Annotated in this window: 20 protein-coding genes; 10 read left to right on the top strand and 10 right to left on the bottom strand. The window is 56.5% G+C overall.

Annotated elements, in window-relative coordinates; all coding sequences use genetic code 11:
- Positions 1–14: 14 nt before the first annotated feature.
- The 5 genes from phnX to E1180_RS03735 all read left to right on the top strand — a co-directional run bounded on the left by phnX (position 15) and on the right by E1180_RS03735 (position 4,810).
- Positions 15–797, top strand: coding sequence for a phosphonoacetaldehyde hydrolase (gene phnX, locus E1180_RS03755; protein WP_155189749.1), 783 nt, complete (start codon positions 15–17; stop codon positions 795–797).
- Positions 797–2,308, top strand: coding sequence for a sulfatase-like hydrolase/transferase (locus tag E1180_RS03750; protein ID WP_155189748.1), 1,512 nt, complete (start codon positions 797–799; stop codon positions 2,306–2,308). Before phnX ends, E1180_RS03750 begins: the two co-directional genes overlap by 1 nt.
- Before the next feature lie 99 nt (positions 2,309–2,407).
- Positions 2,408–3,214 (top strand): trypsin-like serine peptidase, encoded by an 807-nt coding sequence (locus E1180_RS03745; protein ID WP_155189747.1) that lies wholly within the window; start codon positions 2,408–2,410, stop codon positions 3,212–3,214.
- Positions 3,215–3,367: 153 nt separating this feature from the next.
- Complete coding sequence (locus E1180_RS03740) at positions 3,368–4,180, top strand: NAD kinase (RefSeq protein WP_155189746.1); 813 nt, start codon at positions 3,368–3,370, stop codon at positions 4,178–4,180.
- A gap of 105 nt (positions 4,181–4,285) precedes the next feature.
- Positions 4,286–4,810, top strand: a complete 525-nt coding sequence (locus E1180_RS03735) for an Hpt domain-containing protein (protein ID WP_155189745.1) — start codon at positions 4,286–4,288, stop codon at positions 4,808–4,810.
- A 172-nt stretch (positions 4,811–4,982) separates the two neighbouring features.
- On the opposite strand, the gene E1180_RS03730 is transcribed toward E1180_RS03735, so the two are convergent.
- The 4 genes from E1180_RS03730 to E1180_RS03715 form a co-directional block, all read right to left on the bottom strand.
- Positions 4,983–6,137: a DUF2336 domain-containing protein gene (locus E1180_RS03730; RefSeq protein WP_155189744.1), complete on the bottom strand. Its 1,155-nt coding sequence runs from the start codon at positions 6,135–6,137 to the stop codon at positions 4,983–4,985.
- A gap of 104 nt (positions 6,138–6,241) precedes the next feature.
- The gene (locus E1180_RS03725; RefSeq protein WP_155189743.1) at positions 6,242–7,564 is read right to left on the bottom strand and encodes a transglycosylase SLT domain-containing protein; all 1,323 of its coding nucleotides are present in this window, start codon (positions 7,562–7,564) and stop codon (positions 6,242–6,244) included.
- 328 nt (positions 7,565–7,892) lie between these two features.
- Positions 7,893–8,495, bottom strand: a complete 603-nt coding sequence (locus E1180_RS03720; RefSeq protein WP_155189742.1) for a flavin reductase family protein — start codon at positions 8,493–8,495, stop codon at positions 7,893–7,895.
- Position 8,496: 1 nt separating this feature from the next.
- Positions 8,497–9,093 (bottom strand): nitroreductase family protein, encoded by a 597-nt coding sequence (locus E1180_RS03715; RefSeq protein ID WP_155189741.1) that lies wholly within the window; start codon positions 9,091–9,093, stop codon positions 8,497–8,499.
- 272 nt (positions 9,094–9,365) lie between these two features.
- Between E1180_RS03715 and E1180_RS03710 the strand changes: the two genes are divergently transcribed.
- Complete coding sequence (locus tag E1180_RS03710) at positions 9,366–10,367, top strand: hypothetical protein (RefSeq protein ID WP_208996916.1); 1,002 nt, start codon at positions 9,366–9,368, stop codon at positions 10,365–10,367.
- A gap of 89 nt (positions 10,368–10,456) precedes the next feature.
- Here E1180_RS03710 and E1180_RS03705 read toward each other — a convergent pair whose 3' ends face one another.
- From E1180_RS03705 to E1180_RS03690, 4 genes are all read right to left on the bottom strand, one after another.
- Complete coding sequence (locus tag E1180_RS03705) at positions 10,457–11,326, bottom strand: lysophospholipid acyltransferase family protein (protein ID WP_155189740.1); 870 nt, start codon at positions 11,324–11,326, stop codon at positions 10,457–10,459.
- A gap of 145 nt (positions 11,327–11,471) precedes the next feature.
- Positions 11,472–13,442 carry a threonine--tRNA ligase gene (gene thrS, locus E1180_RS03700; protein WP_155189739.1) on the bottom strand — a complete coding sequence of 657 codons (1,971 nt, stop codon included), beginning with the start codon at positions 13,440–13,442 and terminating at the stop codon, positions 11,472–11,474.
- A 234-nt stretch (positions 13,443–13,676) separates the two neighbouring features.
- The gene (yidD, locus tag E1180_RS03695) at positions 13,677–14,030 is read right to left on the bottom strand and encodes a membrane protein insertion efficiency factor YidD (protein ID WP_155189738.1); all 354 of its coding nucleotides are present in this window, start codon (positions 14,028–14,030) and stop codon (positions 13,677–13,679) included.
- 4 nt (positions 14,031–14,034) lie between these two features.
- On the bottom strand, positions 14,035–14,487 hold the full coding sequence (locus E1180_RS03690; protein ID WP_155189737.1) for an iron-sulfur cluster assembly scaffold protein: 453 nt from the start codon (positions 14,485–14,487) through the stop codon (positions 14,035–14,037).
- A 286-nt stretch (positions 14,488–14,773) separates the two neighbouring features.
- Between E1180_RS03690 and folE the strand changes: the two genes are divergently transcribed.
- Complete coding sequence (gene folE / locus E1180_RS03685; protein WP_155189736.1) at positions 14,774–15,409, top strand: GTP cyclohydrolase I FolE; 636 nt, start codon at positions 14,774–14,776, stop codon at positions 15,407–15,409.
- A 49-nt stretch (positions 15,410–15,458) separates the two neighbouring features.
- On the top strand, positions 15,459–15,914 hold the full coding sequence (gene hisI / locus E1180_RS03680; RefSeq protein WP_155189735.1) for a phosphoribosyl-AMP cyclohydrolase: 456 nt from the start codon (positions 15,459–15,461) through the stop codon (positions 15,912–15,914).
- Between the two features lie 72 nt (positions 15,915–15,986).
- Here the strand turns inward: hisI and E1180_RS03675 are convergent, their stop codons facing one another.
- Entirely contained in the window at positions 15,987–16,418 is a 432-nt protein-coding gene (locus tag E1180_RS03675) for a CBS domain-containing protein (RefSeq protein ID WP_155189734.1), read from the bottom strand.
- Positions 16,419–16,513: 95 nt separating this feature from the next.
- Complete coding sequence (locus tag E1180_RS03670) at positions 16,514–17,299, bottom strand: rhomboid family intramembrane serine protease (protein ID WP_155189733.1); 786 nt, start codon at positions 17,297–17,299, stop codon at positions 16,514–16,516.
- A 551-nt stretch (positions 17,300–17,850) separates the two neighbouring features.
- Between E1180_RS03670 and E1180_RS03665 the strand changes: the two genes are divergently transcribed.
- Positions 17,851–18,495 (top strand): PAS domain-containing protein, encoded by a 645-nt coding sequence (locus E1180_RS03665; RefSeq protein WP_196220517.1) that lies wholly within the window; start codon positions 17,851–17,853, stop codon positions 18,493–18,495.
- Positions 18,496–18,622: 127 nt separating this feature from the next.
- Positions 18,623–19,255: a PilZ domain-containing protein gene (locus E1180_RS03660; protein WP_155189781.1), complete on the top strand. Its 633-nt coding sequence runs from the start codon at positions 18,623–18,625 to the stop codon at positions 19,253–19,255.
- Positions 19,256–19,752: the final 497 nt, after the last annotated feature.

Raw genomic sequence — 19,752 nt, 5'->3', positions numbered from 1 at the left:
AAAGACTTAATATTATGAGCAAGTTTAAAGCGGTCGTCTTTGACTGGGCCGGCACCATGATCGATTTCGGCTCCTTCGCCCCAATGGGCGTGTTCGTGAAGGCATTCGAAACCTTTGGGATCCGTGCGTCGATTGAGCAGGCTCGCGGGCCGATGGGGAAGCCGAAATGGGATCACATCCGCGACATGATGGATGATCCGGAGATAAGGCAACAATGGATTGAAAAAACCGGCAACGCCCCGACCGATGCCGACGTCGACCGGGTCTATAAGGTGTTCGTGCCGATGAACGAGGAAGTCGTGGCCGACTTTGCCGACCTCGTTCCTGGCGCGATCGACACAATCGCTTACCTGCGCGGTAAGAACCTGAAAATCGGCTCCACGACCGGCTACACCCGTTCGATCATGGAACGGGTCCTGCCGAAGGCGGCCGCCCAGGGCTACGCACCGGACAATCTGGTTTGTGCCGACGATCTTCCGGAAGGCCGCCCGGGGCCGCTTGGCATGTACAAGTGTTTCGTCGATCTTGTGGCCTACCCGCCCAGCGCGGTCATCAAGGTGGATGACACCGCGCCGGGCATTGCTGAGGGCGTTGCCGCCGGGTGCCTGACCGTCGGGCTTGCGCTGTCCGGCAACCATGCCGGCAAAACCCCGGAAGAGCTGTCGACACTTAACGAGGCAGAAATTGACATATTGCGCCAAAAGGCAACCGCAGCCCTCAAGACCGCCGGTGCGGACTATGTCATCGATACGGTCGCAGACCTGCCGGAACTGATGGAACAGTTGGAAGCTGCCTGATGCCGCGCCCGAACATTTTGCTGATCACGGCCGATCAATGGCGCGGCGATTGCCTTGGCACGGCCGGTCACCCGGTGGTCAAGACGCCGAACCTTGATGCCTTTGCCAAGACAGCAACCCTGTTCGACAACCATTATGCGGCAACAGCCCCCTGTTCGCCTGCGCGCGCATCGCTCTATACCGGCCTCTATCAAATGAACCACCGGGTGATCGCAAACGGATCCCCGCTGGATGACCGGTTCGACAACATTGCCCGTGCAGGCCGGCGCGCAGGATATCTGCCAACGCTGTTTGGCTACACCGATACGTCACCGGACCCGCGCCGTCATCATCCAGATGATCCGGCCTTGACAACCTATGAAGGCATCTTGCCGGGCTTTGCCGTCGAACAGTCCCTGCCGGAAGACGACAAGCCCTGGCTTGCCTGGCTGATCGAGCGTGGCCACGATCCTTCTACTGCTGCCACGATCCACCACGTAGAGCCGGAGGACGGCCAGCTAATCTCTCTGGCGCCAGCGCGCTATTCACAGCATGAAACTCAGACGGCCTTTCTGACAAACAGGTTTCTGGCTTGGCTCGATCAGCAAGAGAGCAGCGCCCCCTGGATGGCCCATATTTCCTTTTTGAGACCCCATCCGCCGCTTGCCGTTCCAGAACCGTATAACTCGATGTATGCCCCTGAAGATGGGCCCGGCTTTGCCGGTGGCTCAGCTGACCAGGAAGCCACTCTTCATCCCCTGATCGCCGCTCTTCATAAAACCCAAAAACTCTCCAAGCACATCCCGGGAACAGACGGGTTGGCCCGTGACCTGCAGCAGAAGGACTTCCGCCGGATCCGGGCACTTTATTACGGGATGATCAGTGAAGTGGATGCCCAGCTGGGCCGCATATTCGAAGCTGTTTCCGGTCTGGAAAACACTCTGATCATCTTCACGTCGGACCACGGGGAAATGATGGGCGACCATGGCATGCTCGGCAAAGGCGGGTTCTATTCACAGAGTTACCACATACCGCTCATGATCCAGGCGCCTGATATGGCGGGCGGCAACCGGATTTCGTCCTACACGTCCGCAACCGATATTTTTCCAACCCTGTTGGATGTACTGGGACTGGAGGCAAACCATAGCCCGGACGGTGCTAGTCTTCTTCCGTTCATGAGAGGCGGAGCACTGCCCGATTGGCGGGATGCGGCAATCTTTGAATTCGATTACAGGGTGCTTTTGGACAGCCATCCGGAATGTTTTCCAGAAAGCTCGCAAGCATCTGCCCAATCGCTCATGTGCCGTCTGACCAAGAACGGTTCTTATGTTCACTTCGGCGGTCTGCCCAACTTACTGCTCGCAGATGATAGGTCCTCCGGCCTTCCGGAGAATGCACTGGAGAGCGATCGACTGGGCCGCCTCGATAATCTCGAAGCCCTGTTGTCTTTTCGCATGCGGCACAGTGATGAAACGCTCGCTCGCGCCATGGTCTGGGATTTCTATGACGGCGAGCCAAACGTCACACAGTAAGGCTGTCCGCTGATCCCGTACTTTCGATGATCGGTTTTAGGGTGCGTTAAAGCTCAGCTGGCATAGTTCCGATGGATCAGGAACCCAACAGCCGGGTCAATGCCAGTGATTTCGATCAAAAACCTTGCGAAACCGGTTCGGGCCGCGCTCTGCAGCTTGAGCATTGCGGCCGTGGCAAGCTGGGCGCCTGGTGCAGCTGCCGAGGACACTGGCCTTCAGGTGATTGACAGTGCGGAAGCGCCTTGGCCGTCTATCGGCCGTGTAAATGTCAAAGGATACCGGTCCACCTCCATGTGCACGGGCACCTTGATTGCCCCGAACATCGTGCTGACCGCTGCACATTGCTTTTACAACAAATCCACGTTGCGCCCTTTTCAGACCGCTGATGTCCTCTTTATGGCCGGTGTACGCAGGGAAGACTATTCCGCACGCCTTGAAACGGCATGTTTCATGACGGCCAGCGGGTACCAGCCCAAAGATCAGCCGAAACTGCGGGATGTTCACAAGGATGTCGGCATTATCGTTCTGAAAACCCCCAGCACGCTGCCTCCGGTTCCTGTGCTGACCCTGGAAGAAGCCTCCATTCTCAACAAGCAGACCCGGTTCCAGTCAGCCGGCTATCGGAAAAGCCGCCGGTTCTTGCCAACAGTGGTTCCAAGCTGCCGGGTGATGGGGACGGTGGAAGACAGCTGGGTCACCGATTGCAACACGGAGAGCGGTGCGTCGGGCGGCCCCCTTCTTGTCGAGACACCGGACGGTCTGCGCGTTGCCGGGGTCATGTCCGCCAAGATCGACGGCCAGCGCTCGGCGATCGTGCCGTTCTTTGAGTGGCAGGACCTGTTGGCCAATCCGGTCTGCCCGCAGTCGGCGAACGCGGCCGGCCCGATGATGCCCGCCTCCAAATGACCCTCGTGGCAGCTTGAAAAACCATACCATTGAAAAAAAACACCTGCCGCCGGGCGGTCAAGCCCGCTATGGTGCTGCCATGAGCGTCCGGCACCCGGATTTTCAAAAAGAAACGCCCAGTTGCGGCCATCAAGGATTTCAAACGGCATCGGCATGAATCAGTCCCTGCTCCCGTTCCGTCCTGCGAATCTGCGCCCTGAATCAGTTGAAAAACTTGCGTTCATTGCGAGCGATACGGAAGAAGCCCAAGAGGCCATGCAAATCCTCGCCGCCGCCTACGGGAGCGTCCCGGCGGACAAGGCGGACGTTATTGTCGCGCTTGGCGGGGATGGCCTGATGCTGCAAACCCTGCACACGCATATGGGCCGCGGCAAACCGATTTACGGCATGAACCGGGGCTCCGTGGGCTTCTTGATGAACGAATTCCGGGAAGACGGCCTGCGTGACCGGCTCATGAAAGCAGATATTACCACGATCCGCCCTCTGGTCATGACCGCAACGGATCGTGCCGGTGAAAAGCACACCGCGCTCGCGATCAATGAAGTGTCGTTGCTGCGCCAAACCTCTCAGGCGGCAAGACTTCAAGTCGCTGTCGACGGACGGTTGAGGTTGGAAGAACTCGTTTGCGACGGAATTCTCGTGGCAACACCTGCCGGCAGCACCGCCTACAACCTGTCGGCCCATGGTCCAATCCTGCCGATTACGGCCCAGCTTCTGGCCCTCACACCGATTAGCGCGTTCCGCCCGAGACGCTGGCGCGGCGCCCTTCTTCCGCATCAGGCAAGGGTCGATATCGAGATTCTCAATCCAGATAAACGCCCTGTCAGTGCCTCAGCGGATCACACTGAAATCCGTCATGTCGCCAAGGTCAGCGTTCATGAGGCTGAAGACATCGAAGGCGTGATCATGTTCGATTCCGATCACGGCTGGGATGAGAGGATTCTCACCGAGATGTTCCGCTACTGACTGCTGTTTCAAGTTTTAGCAGTCAGAGAAAGACCCTGTTAAACATGATTACCGATACTGGCGGTGTGACAACCGTCGAAAATGCCCTTTGAAGGATCAAGGCTGATGGCCGACCCCGCCAAGGATCAGGACTATGAAATCGTGACCCCGCCGACCGATCTGCGCGGCAAGGTGCGCGAATTGACCCCGCGCGAGGCGAAAAAGTTCGACCCGGTCAAGGCCGCAGAAGCAGCCCTTCAGCGCATTTCGGGCCATTTCAGCAATTGGATGGAAACCGAAACTGAAAGCCTGCTGGCTGCATGGGATGAGATCCGCCAAAACGGGATGAACGAGGCGGCTCGGGACAAATTGTACCAATCAGCTCACAATATCAAAGGTCAGGCCCTGACCCTTGGCTTCCCTCTGGTTGGCGATGTTGCCGCCAGCTTCTGCCATCTGATCGAAACAGTCCCAAGCCCCGACAAGCTGCCGCTCGAACTGACCGAACGATATGTGGAAGCGATCCGGGCCATGGTTGCAGAAGGCGCCAAGGACGAAGCAAACAAGACGGGCGTCGAGCTCTTGGAAACGTTGACAGCTGTCACCAACGCGTATCTTGCTCAGTTTCCCCCGCCGCCGGTTCAAGACTAGATCAGCAGGCGCTATAACGGACCCGCATGAACGCCCATAACTGAATGATTATAGGGAATGCGAGTGTCTTTGGGCTTCTAACAAAACGCCCGATTTTCCGAACCAGACAACGCCAAGCTTACAGCTTTTGAACGCGAAAACGCCTTGCACCTTCAAGAGCTGATTGAGGTCTCTAGGCGGCTGCGGTTGCGCCCGGCCGGGTAGCCTTGAGCATCTGGCGGGCTTCCAGCCGCGCCACATCGATTGCAAACCGGCGCAAAAAGGCCGTGACATCGTCATCTGCCCCAAGAGCACCGTCTTGCATGACCGACAGCAGGGTTTCTGTCAGGACCCGGGCTTCATCCAGAGCAAGATCGTACGTGAAATCCGCATTGGCTTCCCTGGCGATATCGATTGCCAGAAGAAATGCCTCATGAGACCGGTAGGGCAGCCCCGCCTTGCGGAGCATGGCCTGAAGCGCGGCCCGGCGCACTGTCAAAAGCAGCTTGCGCGCGCGTGGCAGGGGAATGCTTCCAAGGTTGGCAAGAGAGGCTGCGAAAAATCTGAGCCGGCCGCAGCAAACCGCACGCAGCAGCAAACGGGTATTCAGCTTCGCATTAGCCCGCAAGTGTTCGACGAAGTCCGGAAGATCCGAATCGCTTGCCTCATATGCCAGACGCAAGATGACCTTGTCTCCGGCATCGCTCAAAAACGTCGTCCGCTGGTGTTCGGGAATGCGCTCCAAAACAACCGGATGCGTCTCCAGACTGTCGGCAAGACGCATCAGCAACTCATAGCGGGTTGCAAGCGGCAAATCCTTGGACTTCAACAGAAGATCGCAAAGTGCAGGGCTTTCTTCGAATCGCTCCGCCAGCCGCAGAAGCGACGTTTGAAGAACGTCTGCCGTTTTGTTCTGCAGCAACTCCCGGCAGGCCGCTTCCGCGCCTACCTCGCAAAGAGCAGCGCTCACAGATGCGGACAAGTGGGCCCGTTGGGCAATTGCGCATTGCGATGCCTCACTGCCCTGCGCCAGCAGGTCGACCAATTCTGAGTCTGAAAAAACCGGACTGTCCTTGAGAACCAGGACCGAAATCTCGTCAACATCCGTAGCAAGGCACCGGATGACATGCCCGGGCGCATAAGGGCTTTTCGCCAGTACCTTGGCGACGGCCTTTCGAACCGGACGCGCCGGATCATCCAGAAGAACGGTGAGTGCAGCTGCCATCGAAATCTGTTCCTGGCTGCCCTGTTCGGCCGCCAAATAGCGTTCAGCGTAGGTTGTCGCAGCCTGGACATCCAGGCTGTAATCCGAAGGGTTTTCTAGCTGCAGAAAGTCGTGAACAGTCATGGCGCGATCATTCGTCTCAAGTGATCATTTAACTATGACTGCAAAGGCTTAACGATCCGTTCACTATAAAATCACCAATGGATCACGCTTTCCGCCAAGCACATTCAAGCCGGGGGCAGAAGGTCCTTCTGCTCCTCTTCCGCCTTCAAACGCAGAAACCGGGTCAAATCGAGCGGCCCGCCCTGATTGGCAAGAACCAGCTCTTGAGCAGCCACCTGATTGGATGCGCCATAAAGCGCAACTTCCTCAACCGCCGCAAATGCCGAAGCAAATCTCGGATTCAAGCCAGCATCGGACGAGTTTTCATCGTTCCGGAACAGTGCTTCAAACGGATTTGCTGTTTCGGCCGCCTGGAAAGCAGTCAGTACACGGGATGACGGCGCGGTGTAATCCGGACCATTGATGGAGGCTTCCTGTGGGTCTTGCGGCGGCGGCAGCTGCCGATCCGGCACACTGTTTCCGGCGGACGCCATCACGGTTGCTTGTGCTGCAGGGCCCGGGACTTGAGAAGGATCTACAACCGGCTGCCCCGGGCGGCCTTCAGGTATAGGGACATTCGCTTGTGCGAAAGTCACCGTTGGCTCGGCGGGGAGCTGCCGCGGCTGACCGCCTGCATCGGCCAGTTGAACCGGCGGCTGAGGCTTGGACCGCATGGCAAAGGCAGCGGCCGGGTCTCCAGCCAGATGGTCGAATTCAGCAAAACTGTGTGTCGGAATCTCGTTCACCGGTTTTGCGTTCGGAAGGGTCGCCACATTCAGGAGGGCGCCGGACGTCCGGAGATTCTTCTTGCCATTGGCCTCGGCGATCATCGTTACAGCGTCATGCTTAGACACAATAACCTGATAGACCTCCTCCATCGACCGGGCCTTGCCATTCGAGTGGTAGAAGATCGGCTTGTTCGCCCGCGCTTGCGGCTTGAACATTGCGTCAGCGCGCATATCGGGATTGCTGGCTGTTGCGTCAATCAGCTTGCTCGCCCCATGCGCGCCCAGAAAATGCGCCATGTAGAGCTCACCGTCCGTCGGTTCGCGCCCGATCTTGCGTTCCAGGTAGGCGGCGTTTTTCTGGGTCAAAGCCCCGGCCATCATGGACGAGATCTCGGGATCCTTGCGCAGATCGAGAATTTCGCGCCGGGCCTCCGGATCCTTGACGTAGAACTTTCCGCTCTTCGACCTTTGGATCTGATCAGAATATTTTTCAAGCCCGTGCCGCGGGCCTGCTTCCTTCATGGTTTCAAGCCAGGTGCTCTCAATGAACTGGAACAAGCCGGTCGCACTGGATGTTTTGGCTTTTGCCGTTGGGTTGAACGACGATTCCCGCGCAGCTGTCTTTACCAGGTAGTCGAATGACGTACCCGTTGATGTACTCGCAGACTGAAACGCAAGCTCGATCCGAGACGCGATCGAGGTGGTGTCAGCAACTCGCATGACCCTGTCTCCTCGACGGAACAAATTATTACTTTGTTAACTTTCGCGCCGAAAAGGTTAACAAAACCTTAACAACTCACAAGCGCCCGACTTTTAGGAAACTGACCGATTTTTTTGTTGGTCTTACTCGGCAATTCTACCAATACGCTTAGCCGGTTTTGTGGACACAACGCTGCGTGGCAGCCCTTTTCTTGGGATTGCGGTTATTTGCGCTTTGGTGTCCACGCCCGAAAATAGGCCTGATTCACAGGATTGAGGCAAGAAAAATCACCGAACCGCACCGAATCCATCGGCGCGGCCCGGGTAAGAGGTCCCGTAGAGGCAGGTTCTAGACTTTCGGCCGCCCCATCTGGAACACTTCAGTAACTGCGGCATAGTCCATGTACCCCAGACGGGACAGCGGCTTGTAGCGGGTTACATCGACCAGTCCGTCGACAATCACCTGATCATCGATATGCACTCCGACAACCTGACCGAAGACAACCCAGCTGTTGGTGTCGGCGCCGTCCAAGTCTTTCATCCGGACCGTCTGCAGGTGTTTACATTCCAGTGCGGTGACCGCCCTTGCGACCCTGGGTGCTTTGACGAGCTCACTCTGCGCCATTTCAAGTCCGGCAAGATCGAATTCGGATGTTCCGTGTGGCACAGCAGCGGAAGACTGGTTCATCTCGTCCTTGAGATCAAAGCTCGCCATGTTGCAGACGAACTCGCCGGTCGCATCAACGTTTGCCGCGCTGTCCTTGTAGTTCGAAGATGAAAACATCACGATTGGCGGCGTATCGCAGACACAGTTGAAGAAACTGTAGGGCGCGAGATTCGGCTTGCCATCGGCGTCCAAAGTCGAAATCCAGCCAATTGGCCGTGGGGCCACGATTGCCTTGAATGGGTTATGCGGCAATCCGTGATTATTCTTTGCAGGTTCGTAGAACATGTCAGTCCTTGTCCGTCCAGGAGGATACAATGTCAGGCAGGTTGGGCCGCGGCCGCTCGACCGGCGGCTGGGTGGCAGTTCCTATATGAATGAAACCAGCGAACCGTTCTCCCTCCCCCGCACCGAGAAACCGGCTCGCCTCGTCATCGAAGCTGAACCATTCGGTGAGCCACTGCGAAGCGTATCCGCTCGCAGCCGCCGCAGTGATCAGGTTCATGCAAACGGCACCGGCGGAAAGCTGCTGCTCCCAAAGCGGGATCTTCGCATGTTCATGGGCCCGGCTCACCACACCGATGACACAGGGAGACCGTGAGAAGCGCGTAAGTTCCTTGTCGCGTTGCGCGTCATCCAGGGGGCCGGTCTTTTGCTCGTAAAGCCGCGCCAATTCAGCACCGATTACGTCCGCTTTGTCAGCGGGATAAATGATAAACCGCCATGGTGCCAATTTGCCGTGATCGGGAACCCTTGCCGCGATCGACAGAAGTGTTTCGAGTTCCGCCGCGTCCGGCCCCGGGCCAGACATGGTGACCGCCGGATGCGAGCGCCGGCTTTGGAGGAAACGAACGGTGTCCGGAGACCCTGAAGTATGGCCCGTCATCTGCCTGCCTTCCGAAATAGTTTCATCTGAAACTTTCTTCCTAATTGATTGACCGTAATTGTCAACTTCACAATAGCGGGTCTTGAATTTGCCCGATTTTGAGGCCCATTTGAAGGAAACAGGGCATACACAACCTCACAACTCTTGCAGCCGGGCGGGTTGAGCAATAATAAGTGGGCATGGTGAATACATTAAGCGATGTGAGCGGCTGGATGCCGGCGCGGTTTTCGGTACGCGTTGCTGTACTCCTTGCGGTTTGCTTGGGGCTGTCGATGAGTGTATCCGGTCTGGCGAATGCGCAGACCGCCGAAACACCGCCAGTGCCTGAAGCGAAGCCGGATTTGAGCCAGCCGCAAACGTCGCCGGCCCGCTCCATTGAAAATCTCCTGGACCGGGAACCGGAACCGCTGTTCTCCGACACACTGGTTCCCTATGCCCCGGCCTTTTCCTCAGAAGCCGGTGTCTCCGAAGGGCTTAATAAGGGCGCCATCTATCTGATGGCAAAGCTCACACGGGACAGCAAACCGCTTTATGACGGTCTGATCTGGCGGATTTACTCTGAAACCACGAATGCGGATGGGCGGCTGCAGCTGGTTGCGACATCCGAAGGTGGCGACGCCGAGTTCCGCCTCAATCCAGGCACATATCTGATCCACACAGCCTACGGCTACGCCCAGGCAACGAACCGCATCGTCATTGGCAAGGAAGTGATGTCCAAGATGGTCACGCTGAATGCCGGTGGCATCAAGTTCGATGCCTCCCTTCAAGACGGCGACAGTCTTGGTTCAGAACCTGTGTCCTTTGATGTTTACGGCATGGAATTCGACGAGCGCGGGGAACGGGACCTGATCGCCAGCAACGTCAAACCGGGCTCAATCGTCCGGTTGAATGCCGACACGTACCACGTGGTCAGCCGGTATGGCGATGTGAATGCGGTTATTCGAGCCGACATTCAGGTTCTGCCGGGAAAACTGACCGAAGCAACAATCTTCCATAAGGCAGCGGACATCACCTTGAAGTTGGTGAACGAGCGCGGCGGGGAAGCCATCGCCAATACAACATGGTCGGTGCTCAGCCCCGGCGGTGATGTGGTGGTTGAGGCAACCGGGGCATTCCCCGACTTTGTGCTTGCTGCCGGAGAATACGAAGCGGTGGCACGAAACAACGGCAGAACCTACCTGCACACGTTCGAGGTCACTCCCGGCGAAGACCGCGAAGTTGAAGTGGTCACCAGTATCAGCGAGCTGCTCAGCCGCCAGACGTCACAAAACTGAAGCTGCCTGTCCTTCTCCCGCTCATAAAAAAGGCTGCACCGATTTTCCAGTACAGCCTGCGATCATAAGACTATTCGGCGGGACGGTGGTTAGCGGTGCCGGCTCAACAGCCGTTGTTTCTTGTCGGGCGGCGCCATTTCCATAACCTTGGACTGAAGGAAGTCCATAACCTGCTTCTGATCCTTGAGACCGGAAATCGTCTCGTACGAGATCGGCGCTCCAGCACGTGCCGTGATTGCTTGCCCAAGGGTCCGGCGGAACTCACGAACATAAAGAGACAGTCGCAAGGTCAAGGAAAACCGGCTGACCAAGTGGAACAGCCAGGAATTCTGACCTTCAAAGTGGATGGGCAGCACCGTCGCTTTCGATGACCGGATCATCTTCGCCGTGAAAGTTTTCCAAGGCAGTTCTTCCGCTCGCCCGAAAGGCTGATGCGCGGTTGCAACGCCCCCGCCCGGGAACACGATAATTGTCGTGCCACCCGCCAAAAGCTCCAAGGCCTCTTTACGGGTCGCCATATTCGTCTTCAGCGCTTCCTTCGTTTCCTCAAAATCAACCGGAAGGGAAAACGGCCGGATTTCGGGAAGCTTGAGCAACTCATTGTTGATCATGATCTTGAACGGACGCCCAAGCTGCTCGGCTAAGGACAAGATCGCCAGACCATCCCCAATCCCGTAAGGGTGATTTGCAATCAGCACCAAAGGACCGTCCGGCACGTTTTTCGGCGGCCACTCACCGCTATCAACGGACACACGAATATTGATCAGGCGCAGAAGCTCGCTCCACATATAGTCCGTGGTCACGATTGAGTGTTTCCAGATCTCATAAAGATCAAGAAGCTTCCGTCGTCCTGATAGGTGTTCGATGGACCGGATAACCATACGCTTTACCGGATGATGATCCGGATTGGCATAACTGAATTCTGCGAAATCCACGGTAGCCGACTTTGTTGTTTCCATTGTCTACGCCAAGCTCGCCATCTCAAAATGGCGTAATTTAAACGCTCTAACAGACACTCTGTTGCAGTCTTATGACAACACACTGCCCTTAAGTAAAGGCAGTGTGCAAGCTGGCATTTTTTCCGTTAACAAAAAGTCCGCAGTGTCACTTGAGATCCGGCGGTGTCGCCTCGTCCACAAACGCGGCAACAGCTTCATCCAGCCCCATGGGTGTCTGGTCCTTTGAGCCGAGGCGCCGCACATTGACGGTTCGCTCTTCTGCTTCCCGCATGCCGCAGACCAGAATCACCGGAACCTTGGCAAGCGAATGCTCACGGACTTTGTAGTTGATCTTCTCGTTCCGGAAATCCGTCTCGACCTTCAGGCCTTTGGACTTCAGAAGATCGGCCACTTCCTGACCATAGGCATCGGCTTCGGAGGTAATCGTAGCAACGACGATCTGCAACGGCGAGAACCAAAGCGGGAAATGCCCGGCGTAGTTTTCGATCAGGATCCCGAGGAACCGCTCCATGGAGCCGCAGATGGCCCGGTGGATCATAACCGGTGTTTTCTTCTCACCATTGCTGTCGACATAAAACGCCCCGAAACGTTCCGGCAGATTGAAATCGACCTGGGTCGTCCCGCATTGCCATTCGCGGCCGATCGCATCCCGAAGCGTGTATTCGAATTTCGGACCGTAAAATGCCCCTTCGCCGGGAAGAATGTCGGTCTTCACACGGCCATCTGATTGCTCTTCGATCTGTTTCAGCACATCGGACATGATGCCTTCTGCATGATCCCAGTTTTCATCGGAACCAACGCGTTTTTCCGGCCGCGTCGACAGTTTGACGACGATCTCTTCAAAGCCGAAATCCTTATAAACCGACAGGATCAGATCGTTGATCTTCAAACATTCGTCAGCCATCTGCTCTTCGGTGCAGAAGACGTGGGCATCATCCTGGGTAAATCCGCGCACACGCATCAAGCCGTGCAAGGCGCCGGACGGCTCATAGCGGTGAACAACACCAAATTCGGACAAGCGCATCGGCAGGTCGCGGTAGCTCTTCAAACCGTGCTTGAAGATTTGAACATGGCCCGGGCAGTTCATCGGCTTAAGCGCGTAGACGCGATCGTCTTCGCTCTCTGGATCCGCGCTCTGAACGGCGAACATGTTCTCCTTGTACCAGCCCCAGTGGCCGGAGGTTTCCCAGAGCGAAGTATGCAGAACTTGCGGTGCATTCACTTCGTCATAGGTCCCGCGCAGGCGGCGGCGCTTATAGGCGATCAGATTCTGAAAGATGTCCCAGCCCTTGGGGTGCCAGAAGACGACACCCGGCCCCTCTTCCTGAAAGTGGAACAGGTCCATTTCCCGGCCAAGCTTGCGGTGATCGCGCTTTTCCGCTTCCTCCAGCATGTGGAGGTAGCCCTTCAGCTCTTTTTCGTTAGACCACGCGGTCGCATAAATACGGGTCAGCATTTCGTTATTGCTGTCACCACGCCAGTAGGCCCCTGCGACCTTCATCAGCTTGAAGGCATCGCCGATTTGCTTGGTGGAGACCATGTGCGGGCCACGGCACAGGTCCAGCCATTGGCCCTGCTTGTAAATGCGCAGTTCCTGATCTTCCGGAATGGCATCGACCAGCTCGACCTTATAATGCTCGCCCTTGGCTGCAAAATAAGTCTTGGCCTCTTCGCGGCTCCAGATTTCCTTGGTGAATTGCGCACCGCGCGCGATGATCTCGCGCATTTTCTTTTCAATGACCGGCAGCTCTTCCGGGGTGAACGGCCAATCGTCCCCGCTCTCGGGATGAACGCGCTTGAAGTCGTAGTAAAAACCGTTCTCGATGACCGGCCCAATGGTGACCTGCGTGCCCGGCCACAGTTCCTGAACAGCTTCGGCCATCACATGGGCGGCATCGTGGCGAATGAGCTCCAGCGCGCGCGGATCGTCCCGGGTCACAATTTCGATTTTGGCATCGGCGCTGATCGGATCGGACAGATCACGCAGCTCGCCGTCAATCGCCATGGCAACCGCTTTTTTCGCCAGCGATTTGGAAATGCTCGCAGCAACATCGGACCCGGTGGTGCCAGGGTCATAATCGCGCACGGAATTGTCGGGGAAAGTCAAATGTATCATCGTTTTCTCCAGCTCACTCCTGCAGACAAGGCAGGTAAGCGTTTGGTGTCTGTGGACGGACAAGCTGATAGGTGATTTCGCAAGAAACGGCAAGTCTCTGACCAGCAAACTTGGCCCAGTCGGCCGGAAGCATCCATAGGCGCGCAAGCTGACCGGAAGCTGAACAACGCCGCCTGTGTGATAACATTCGTTCAGAACACGCCGCGACATGAACCGAATGACACAACCAGGTATCTAGTCGAGCCGCTGCTCCTTTGGGATATGGCCGCCCGTCCAGCGGCCGTACCTCCAAGGCAAGTACCAGCTCGCAGTTTCAGGAAGAACCTCCGGCACCGGATCAAACCCCGAAGCACCCCACGGATTGCAACGCAGGATCCGCGACAGGCCGAGCCAACCACCAGCCCAAAATCCAAACCTGCGGATTGCCTGTTCTGTATAGTCGGAGCAAGTGGGCGCATAGCGGCAGGCTCTGCCCATGACAAGTGACAAGCTGTGCCGGTACAGCCAGATGAGACCGATGGCAGCCCGTGATGGCCAGGAGAGCCGGTCCGAAGAAAGCCGTTTGTTTTGATCTGACGGGCGGCACATGCGCTTAAGCCGCCGCGCCGTCCTTGGATGCGTTCGCGGTGATCTGATCGAGTGCATCGACAACCGCGTCAAACGTCAGCAGTGTTGATGCGTGGCGGGCCTTGTATTCCCTCACCGGCTCTAGATACTTCAGATCCTCAAACCGGCCCTGCGGTGCCGGTCCGTTTTCCTTCAGCATGGCGTGCATGGTGGTCTTGAGCGCCCGCAGTTCATCCGCCGACGCACCAACGACGTGCTGAGCCATGATCGAGCTTGAAGCCTGGCCCAAAGCGCATGCTTTCACGTCATGGGCAAAATCCGTGACCACGCCGCCCTTGAGACACAAGTCCACGACCACGGTGGATCCGCAAAGCTTGGAATGGGCCTTCGCACTTGCATCTGGGTTCTCCAACCGGCCCACATGCGGAATGTTGCCTGCGAACTCGAGGATCTTCGAATTGTAAATATCGTCGAGCATTCTCGCCTCTTCGTGAAAGCCGGTGAACAAGTGCCACATTGCGGGCGCGATCCATTCCTATATATAGATCAGTCGCCGTAGCAATTCTGCAATAGGCAGAGTGGTCGCAGTTGGCAACACAAGGCGCTGTAAGTGCGTTTGATGCCGGCCAAACCCGCTCAGAAACTGAGCGTTCGCTTTTTGCGATTATTATGATAAGGCTCCCCGGCTTTGGGGCAAATTTCATGATCTGTGCAAAGGCTAACGCCGTATGACGAGTGACAAGGGTAAATTTGCGAGGATCCCCATGGACGCTGTCCTCAAGCCGGTAGAAAAAAAATTCGAACGTAAATCTCCAGACCAATTGCAACGACCAAGCCGCGAAGAAGCGGAAGCGGCCGTGCGCACACTATTGGCCTGGACCGGAGACGATCCGGAGCGCGAAGGCCTCGTGGAAACGCCGAAACGCGTCGTAAAGGCGTTGACGCAGCTCTATGGCGGCTATTTCGAAGATCCGATCGAGCATCTGGAACGCACGTTTGAAGATGTAGGGGGCTATCAGGATATCGTGCTCGTGCGCGGCATTCCGTTCCATTCCCATTGTGAGCACCATATGCTGCCCTTTATCGGTGAAGCGCATATCGCCTATTATCCGGCAGAGGGCGTCGTCGGACTGTCGAAGCTCGCGCGGGTCGTGGACATCTATGCGAAGCGCCTTCAAACCCAGGAAAACTTGACTGCGCAGATCGCATCGGCCATTGACGATACCCTCGCTCCGCGTGGATTGGCTGTCATGCTGGAAGCTGAGCATCAGTGCATGACCATGCGCGGCGTTCAAAAACCCGGTGTTTCGACGATCACGACCCAGTTTACAGGTGTGTTTCAAGACGATGCGGCCGAACAGGCCAAGTTCATGACGATGGTACGCGGCAAGGGCGGCTGACACTCTCCTTCCTTGCCGGCAACTATTCCAGGCAAGGATTTCCCGACCGATGTGCGATATTTGTTTTTCCGAACGCGGTGAAAAGTCCGTGGTCGAAACCGGTGACTTGCTGATGCCGAAATTCGACCACGACGGACTTATTGCCGCTGTTGTAACTGATGCCGGGACGGGAGACGTCCTGATGCTCGGGTACATGAATGCGGAAGCTTTAAAACGCACCATAGAAACCGGAGAGGCCTGGTACTGGAGCCGCTCGAGGCAGTCATACTGGAAAAAAGGCGAAACTTCCGGGCAAGTCCAGAAGGTGCATCAGATCCTGACCGATTGTGATCAGGACGCGCTTGTTCTCAAGGTTACGGTCGGCGGAAACGGGGCAACTTGCCATGTGGGCTACCGCTCGTGCTTCTTCCGCGAAATTGATGCAACCGATGGCTCTGCCATGAAGCTGAAAAAGGTGGAAGCGGACCGGGTTTACGATCCGGAAGACGTGTACGGAAAATCCTGATCGGCTAAATGCGTCCGGGCATCTCTGTGCCCGGACCTTGCTCGTCTTGAACGATACGCTTTTGGGCGGCGATCAGGCGGTCGTGATGTAGCTGCGCATTTGCTCAGCTTCCAGTTCAACCTGAGCTATCTTGTGCTTGACGACATCACCAATCGAGATAACGCCTGTCAGTTTGCCGTCCTTAACGACCGGCACGTGGCGGAAACGGCCTTGCGTCATGCGCGCCATGACCTCGTTCACGCTGTTTTCCTCTGAACAGGTGACAACCTCCTTGGTCATCACCGAGGAGACAGGGCTGTTCAACGCACTGCTGCCTTGTGTGCCGAGAACCCTGACAATATCACGTTCCGACACAATACCCTCAATTTCCATATCGCCATTGCAGACCACAACAGCACCAATCTTGTGCTTGGCCAAGGTTTCGCAGATCTCAATCAACGGCGAATCCTTATGCGCGGTTATCGTCTCGTGGCCCTTCCCACTCAAGATCGCGGCTACGGTCATGCGCAAAACCTCCCTCGGCATGAATCAACCGCCCAACGGCGGGTGACCATCATTGCAAAAAAAAACGTCTGCGCAAACAGGGGACGTGCCCTTGTTTAAACACGGCGCTGCGGCACGGGATCAAAGAAGGGGAACAGGGCAAGACCGGCGACAAACCCGCCGATATGCGCCTGCCAGGCGATGCTCGAACCCTGTCCGCCGCTCATCAACCCGAAAAACAGGTTGAGACCAAACCAAACAGCGACAAAAACCAGGACCTGTTGATTACGGAAGCACTCAGAAAGGGGTTGAGCCGGCACATAATAAGCGGCTTGATCAGACCGGCGGAACGCCCCAAGCGGCCCGCCCAGTTCAAAGACAAACCGGATTGCGGCAGCCATCTGTCCGGATACAGCGGCCGACGCGCCGATCATTGGCGCCGCCTCCCCCCAATGTGTCCCGATATGAGCCAGCGCGCCCCCAACGGAACAAAAGGCAGAGAAGACCAAAAACCGCCCTGCGCCGAACCGGCGCGCGACGGCGCTGCCGAAAATCGCCATCCAAAGCAGGTTGAAGATAATGTGCATGGCACCGCCATGCAGCAAGCTATAGGTGACGAATGACCAGGCATTGGACAGGAGCGTCAGGGGTCCGGATTGCGCAAGCACCGCTGGGAGATATTTGGCGGGCCAGAAACCTGCGTAGTAGACCAGGATATTGTCCCATGCCGTGGGCAATACAAAGCTGCGGACCAAGTGAATGAGGATGAGCGCCACACTCAGCCAGATGATGATTTTCGGCAGATTGACCGCAGGCGGCTGAGAAGGTCTCTGCTGCCGCTGGCGTTCGCTCTCCTCACGCAGCCTGCGTTCGCGCTCTTCGTCAAACTGATAAACGTTCATGGGTATCCGGCCTTGTTACAAGCTTAGTTCTATCCACGATCTGGAACAAAACAAAGGCTGCGTTTCGTTCACAGTGTGCACCTTTGAAACATAGAGTGAATGGCTTGACGGGCACGCCTGCCAATTCAAGAAAAACGCCGGCGGCCATTAGCGGCAACCGGCGTTTTCCTTGCCCCACAATTCGGCCGCGTCCCCACACGCCCAAACCGGACCCCCCTGTCAGACAGGACCGGCGCTCTTTTGTCCGGCGCAGCTCTTGTGTGGCTGTACCTACCGACAGGCGGCCTGGTCTTCAACACTGGCAGCCTCCCGCCCGCCAATATCCTGAACAGAACGTAAATCTGCCAAACAGCGCATCAACGCTCAAGCTTAACCCGCCATTAACCCTAACAAGCCGTTAACGGCCAAATTCGCATTGCGATACGGTGAGTTGGCATGCCGTCTGCAACGTTCCCGTCAAACACTGCAAACGGCAACAATGTGTCCCGCTTTGAAACAAGACGTGTCTTGAGACGAAACAGCGGACAAAAATGGGAACGAGGCGTAGTCAAATGAAACACGGTGTAACCCAAACCCTCTACTCATATTGGGATTCTCTGCGCGGTGCCCGTCCCGCACCGAACCGCAGCGAAATCGACCCGGGTGAAATCCGCGGCCTGTTGGGTGACACGTTCATTCTTGAGACAAACGGACCGCGTGATGTGCGCTATCGTCTTGCCGGAACCCGCCTTTGTTCAGCTCATTGCCGCGAATTGAAAGGACGCAACTTTCTGCGCGGATGGAGCATGAAAGACCGTGAGGCCCTGGAAAGCCTGATTGCAGCTATCACCGAAGATGCGGCTGCAGCCGTTGTCGGCATAAATGGCCACACCGAGCGAGGACAGGTCCTGCAGATGGAAATGGTCCTCCTGCCGCTAAACGTTCCCGGCGAAGGACGCATTCGCATCCTTGGCGCCTGCACTCCAATGGACAAGCCCTACTGGATGGGACTGCACCCGATTCTCAAGCAGTCCATTTCCAGCCTCCGGCTCGTTTGGCCGGACGAGCGGCCATACTTTGCAGACGATCGTGTAGGCGTTAATCCGATTATGCCGCGGTTCACCGCAGAGGGCGTTTCAATGCCAACATCGGCCCTGCCGACCGGCGCAGAGCGAAAAGTTGGCCATCTGACGGTATATTCAGGCGGAAAGTCCTAGACCTTTTGGCGTGTAAGGTACACTCTTACACATCATTAACCCCACCTCCCTAATGTGCATTAGGGAATTTTCGCGATTCTCAGATGTGGGGGATGCGCTTTTGCGCATGGTTTTGGATAAAGCAGGCATGAGCGCCGGATTGGCACCAGCAACAGAGGGAAGCAAATCGCTTCAGGTCACAGACCGCCGCCGGCACCAACGGGTTCAGGTGAATATACTTGGCCGTTTCATGCTGGAGGACCGCCGGGAATATCCATGTCAGGTGATTGATATGTCACCTGGCGGCATGGCCATGATCACCCCCGTATCCGGCCACGTTGGGGAGCGCGTTGTTGCATACCTGGACCATCTGAGCCGTGTGGAGGGCCGTGTGTCCCGTCTCATTGACGGCGGCTTCGCGGTCGAATTGCGCAACACCGCCCGGAAACGGGATAAAATCGCCAATATCCTCACTTGGCTTGCCAATCGCGACGAACTCAATCTTCCCGAAGACCGTCGGCACGACCGCTTTGTTCCCAAAAATCCAATGACCAAAATGGTCCTGCCGGACGGCAGCGACCATATGTGCCGGATTATTGATGTATCTCTGTCCGGAGCAGCAATCGCGACCGATGTCATGCCGGAAATGGGCGACGTCATCAAGCTGGGCAAAATGCGCGCCCGTGTCGTCCGCGGGATTGAGGGGGGAATTGCGGTGGAATTTGCAGCAGTTCAGAGCCGTGAGCTGCTTGAACACCACATTTCCGCGACCGACGACTAACAACGCCCCCGGTAGCCTTGTGGCCGCTCTCACGAGATCTCCATGAAATAGTCTTTGGGGCCCAATGCCCGCCCAAGGCGCTGCGCTCTTCGATTTCGGCGGCAACTGAGATCAATTGTTGCCAAATCGCTTGCACAGAGCCGATGCGGGCATGAGAACCGCTGCGGACCGGCAAGACATTCTTCAATCCGGTTCGGATGCCTCAAGGCAGCTTCCCAAAATCCTCAAAACTATCAATGAGAATTCTTTTAAGTCTTTGGAACACATGGCCTTCATGAGTGCTCATGAACGCTTGGTCTTCAAAAAAATTTGGGCGTTATCGAACTTTTTAAGCCGCGCCCGGACGCCTGACTGATAGGCCAGGCGCATCATCCAGCCAAGCCCTTCCTTAATTACGAGACCCTAATACGCCAACAGGGAAACTGAATTCATGTCGTAAAAACAATAACTAACTTGAGATAGTTACAATTTTAGACAAGTTTGAATCGACTTATCTT

The organism is Roseibium denhamense (assembly GCF_009711415.1).
Classification (GTDB): Bacteria; Pseudomonadota; Alphaproteobacteria; order Rhizobiales; family Stappiaceae; genus Roseibium; species Roseibium denhamense.
Note: the sequence above shows the minus strand (reverse complement) of the source record. Positions and strands in the feature narration are given on the sequence as shown.

Coding starts and splice junctions, on each gene's coding strand:
- phnX (WP_155189749.1), top strand. CDS start 15: ATGAGCAAGTTTAAAGCGGTCGTCTTTGACTGGGCCGGCACCATGATC.
- E1180_RS03750 (WP_155189748.1), top strand. CDS start 797: ATGCCGCGCCCGAACATTTTGCTGATCACGGCCGATCAATGGCGCGGC.
- E1180_RS03745 (WP_155189747.1), top strand. CDS start 2,408: ATGCCAGTGATTTCGATCAAAAACCTTGCGAAACCGGTTCGGGCCGCG.
- E1180_RS03740 (WP_155189746.1), top strand. CDS start 3,368: ATGAATCAGTCCCTGCTCCCGTTCCGTCCTGCGAATCTGCGCCCTGAA.
- E1180_RS03735 (WP_155189745.1), top strand. CDS start 4,286: ATGGCCGACCCCGCCAAGGATCAGGACTATGAAATCGTGACCCCGCCG.
- E1180_RS03730 (WP_155189744.1), bottom strand. CDS start 6,137: ATGACTGTTCACGACTTTCTGCAGCTAGAAAACCCTTCGGATTACAGC.
- E1180_RS03725 (WP_155189743.1), bottom strand. CDS start 7,564: ATGCGAGTTGCTGACACCACCTCGATCGCGTCTCGGATCGAGCTTGCG.
- E1180_RS03720 (WP_155189742.1), bottom strand. CDS start 8,495: ATGTTCTACGAACCTGCAAAGAATAATCACGGATTGCCGCATAACCCA.
- E1180_RS03715 (WP_155189741.1), bottom strand. CDS start 9,093: ATGACGGGCCATACTTCAGGGTCTCCGGACACCGTTCGTTTCCTCCAA.
- E1180_RS03710 (WP_208996916.1), top strand. CDS start 9,366: ATGAGTGTATCCGGTCTGGCGAATGCGCAGACCGCCGAAACACCGCCA.
- E1180_RS03705 (WP_155189740.1), bottom strand. CDS start 11,326: ATGGAAACAACAAAGTCGGCTACCGTGGATTTCGCAGAATTCAGTTAT.
- thrS (WP_155189739.1), bottom strand. CDS start 13,442: ATGATACATTTGACTTTCCCCGACAATTCCGTGCGCGATTATGACCCT.
- yidD (WP_155189738.1), bottom strand. CDS start 14,030: ATGTGCCGCCCGTCAGATCAAAACAAACGGCTTTCTTCGGACCGGCTC.
- E1180_RS03690 (WP_155189737.1), bottom strand. CDS start 14,487: ATGCTCGACGATATTTACAATTCGAAGATCCTCGAGTTCGCAGGCAAC.
- folE (WP_155189736.1), top strand. CDS start 14,774: ATGGACGCTGTCCTCAAGCCGGTAGAAAAAAAATTCGAACGTAAATCT.
- hisI (WP_155189735.1), top strand. CDS start 15,459: ATGTGCGATATTTGTTTTTCCGAACGCGGTGAAAAGTCCGTGGTCGAA.
- E1180_RS03675 (WP_155189734.1), bottom strand. CDS start 16,418: ATGACCGTAGCCGCGATCTTGAGTGGGAAGGGCCACGAGACGATAACC.
- E1180_RS03670 (WP_155189733.1), bottom strand. CDS start 17,299: ATGAACGTTTATCAGTTTGACGAAGAGCGCGAACGCAGGCTGCGTGAG.
- E1180_RS03665 (WP_196220517.1), top strand. CDS start 17,851: ATGAAACACGGTGTAACCCAAACCCTCTACTCATATTGGGATTCTCTG.
- E1180_RS03660 (WP_155189781.1), top strand. CDS start 18,623: ATGAGCGCCGGATTGGCACCAGCAACAGAGGGAAGCAAATCGCTTCAG.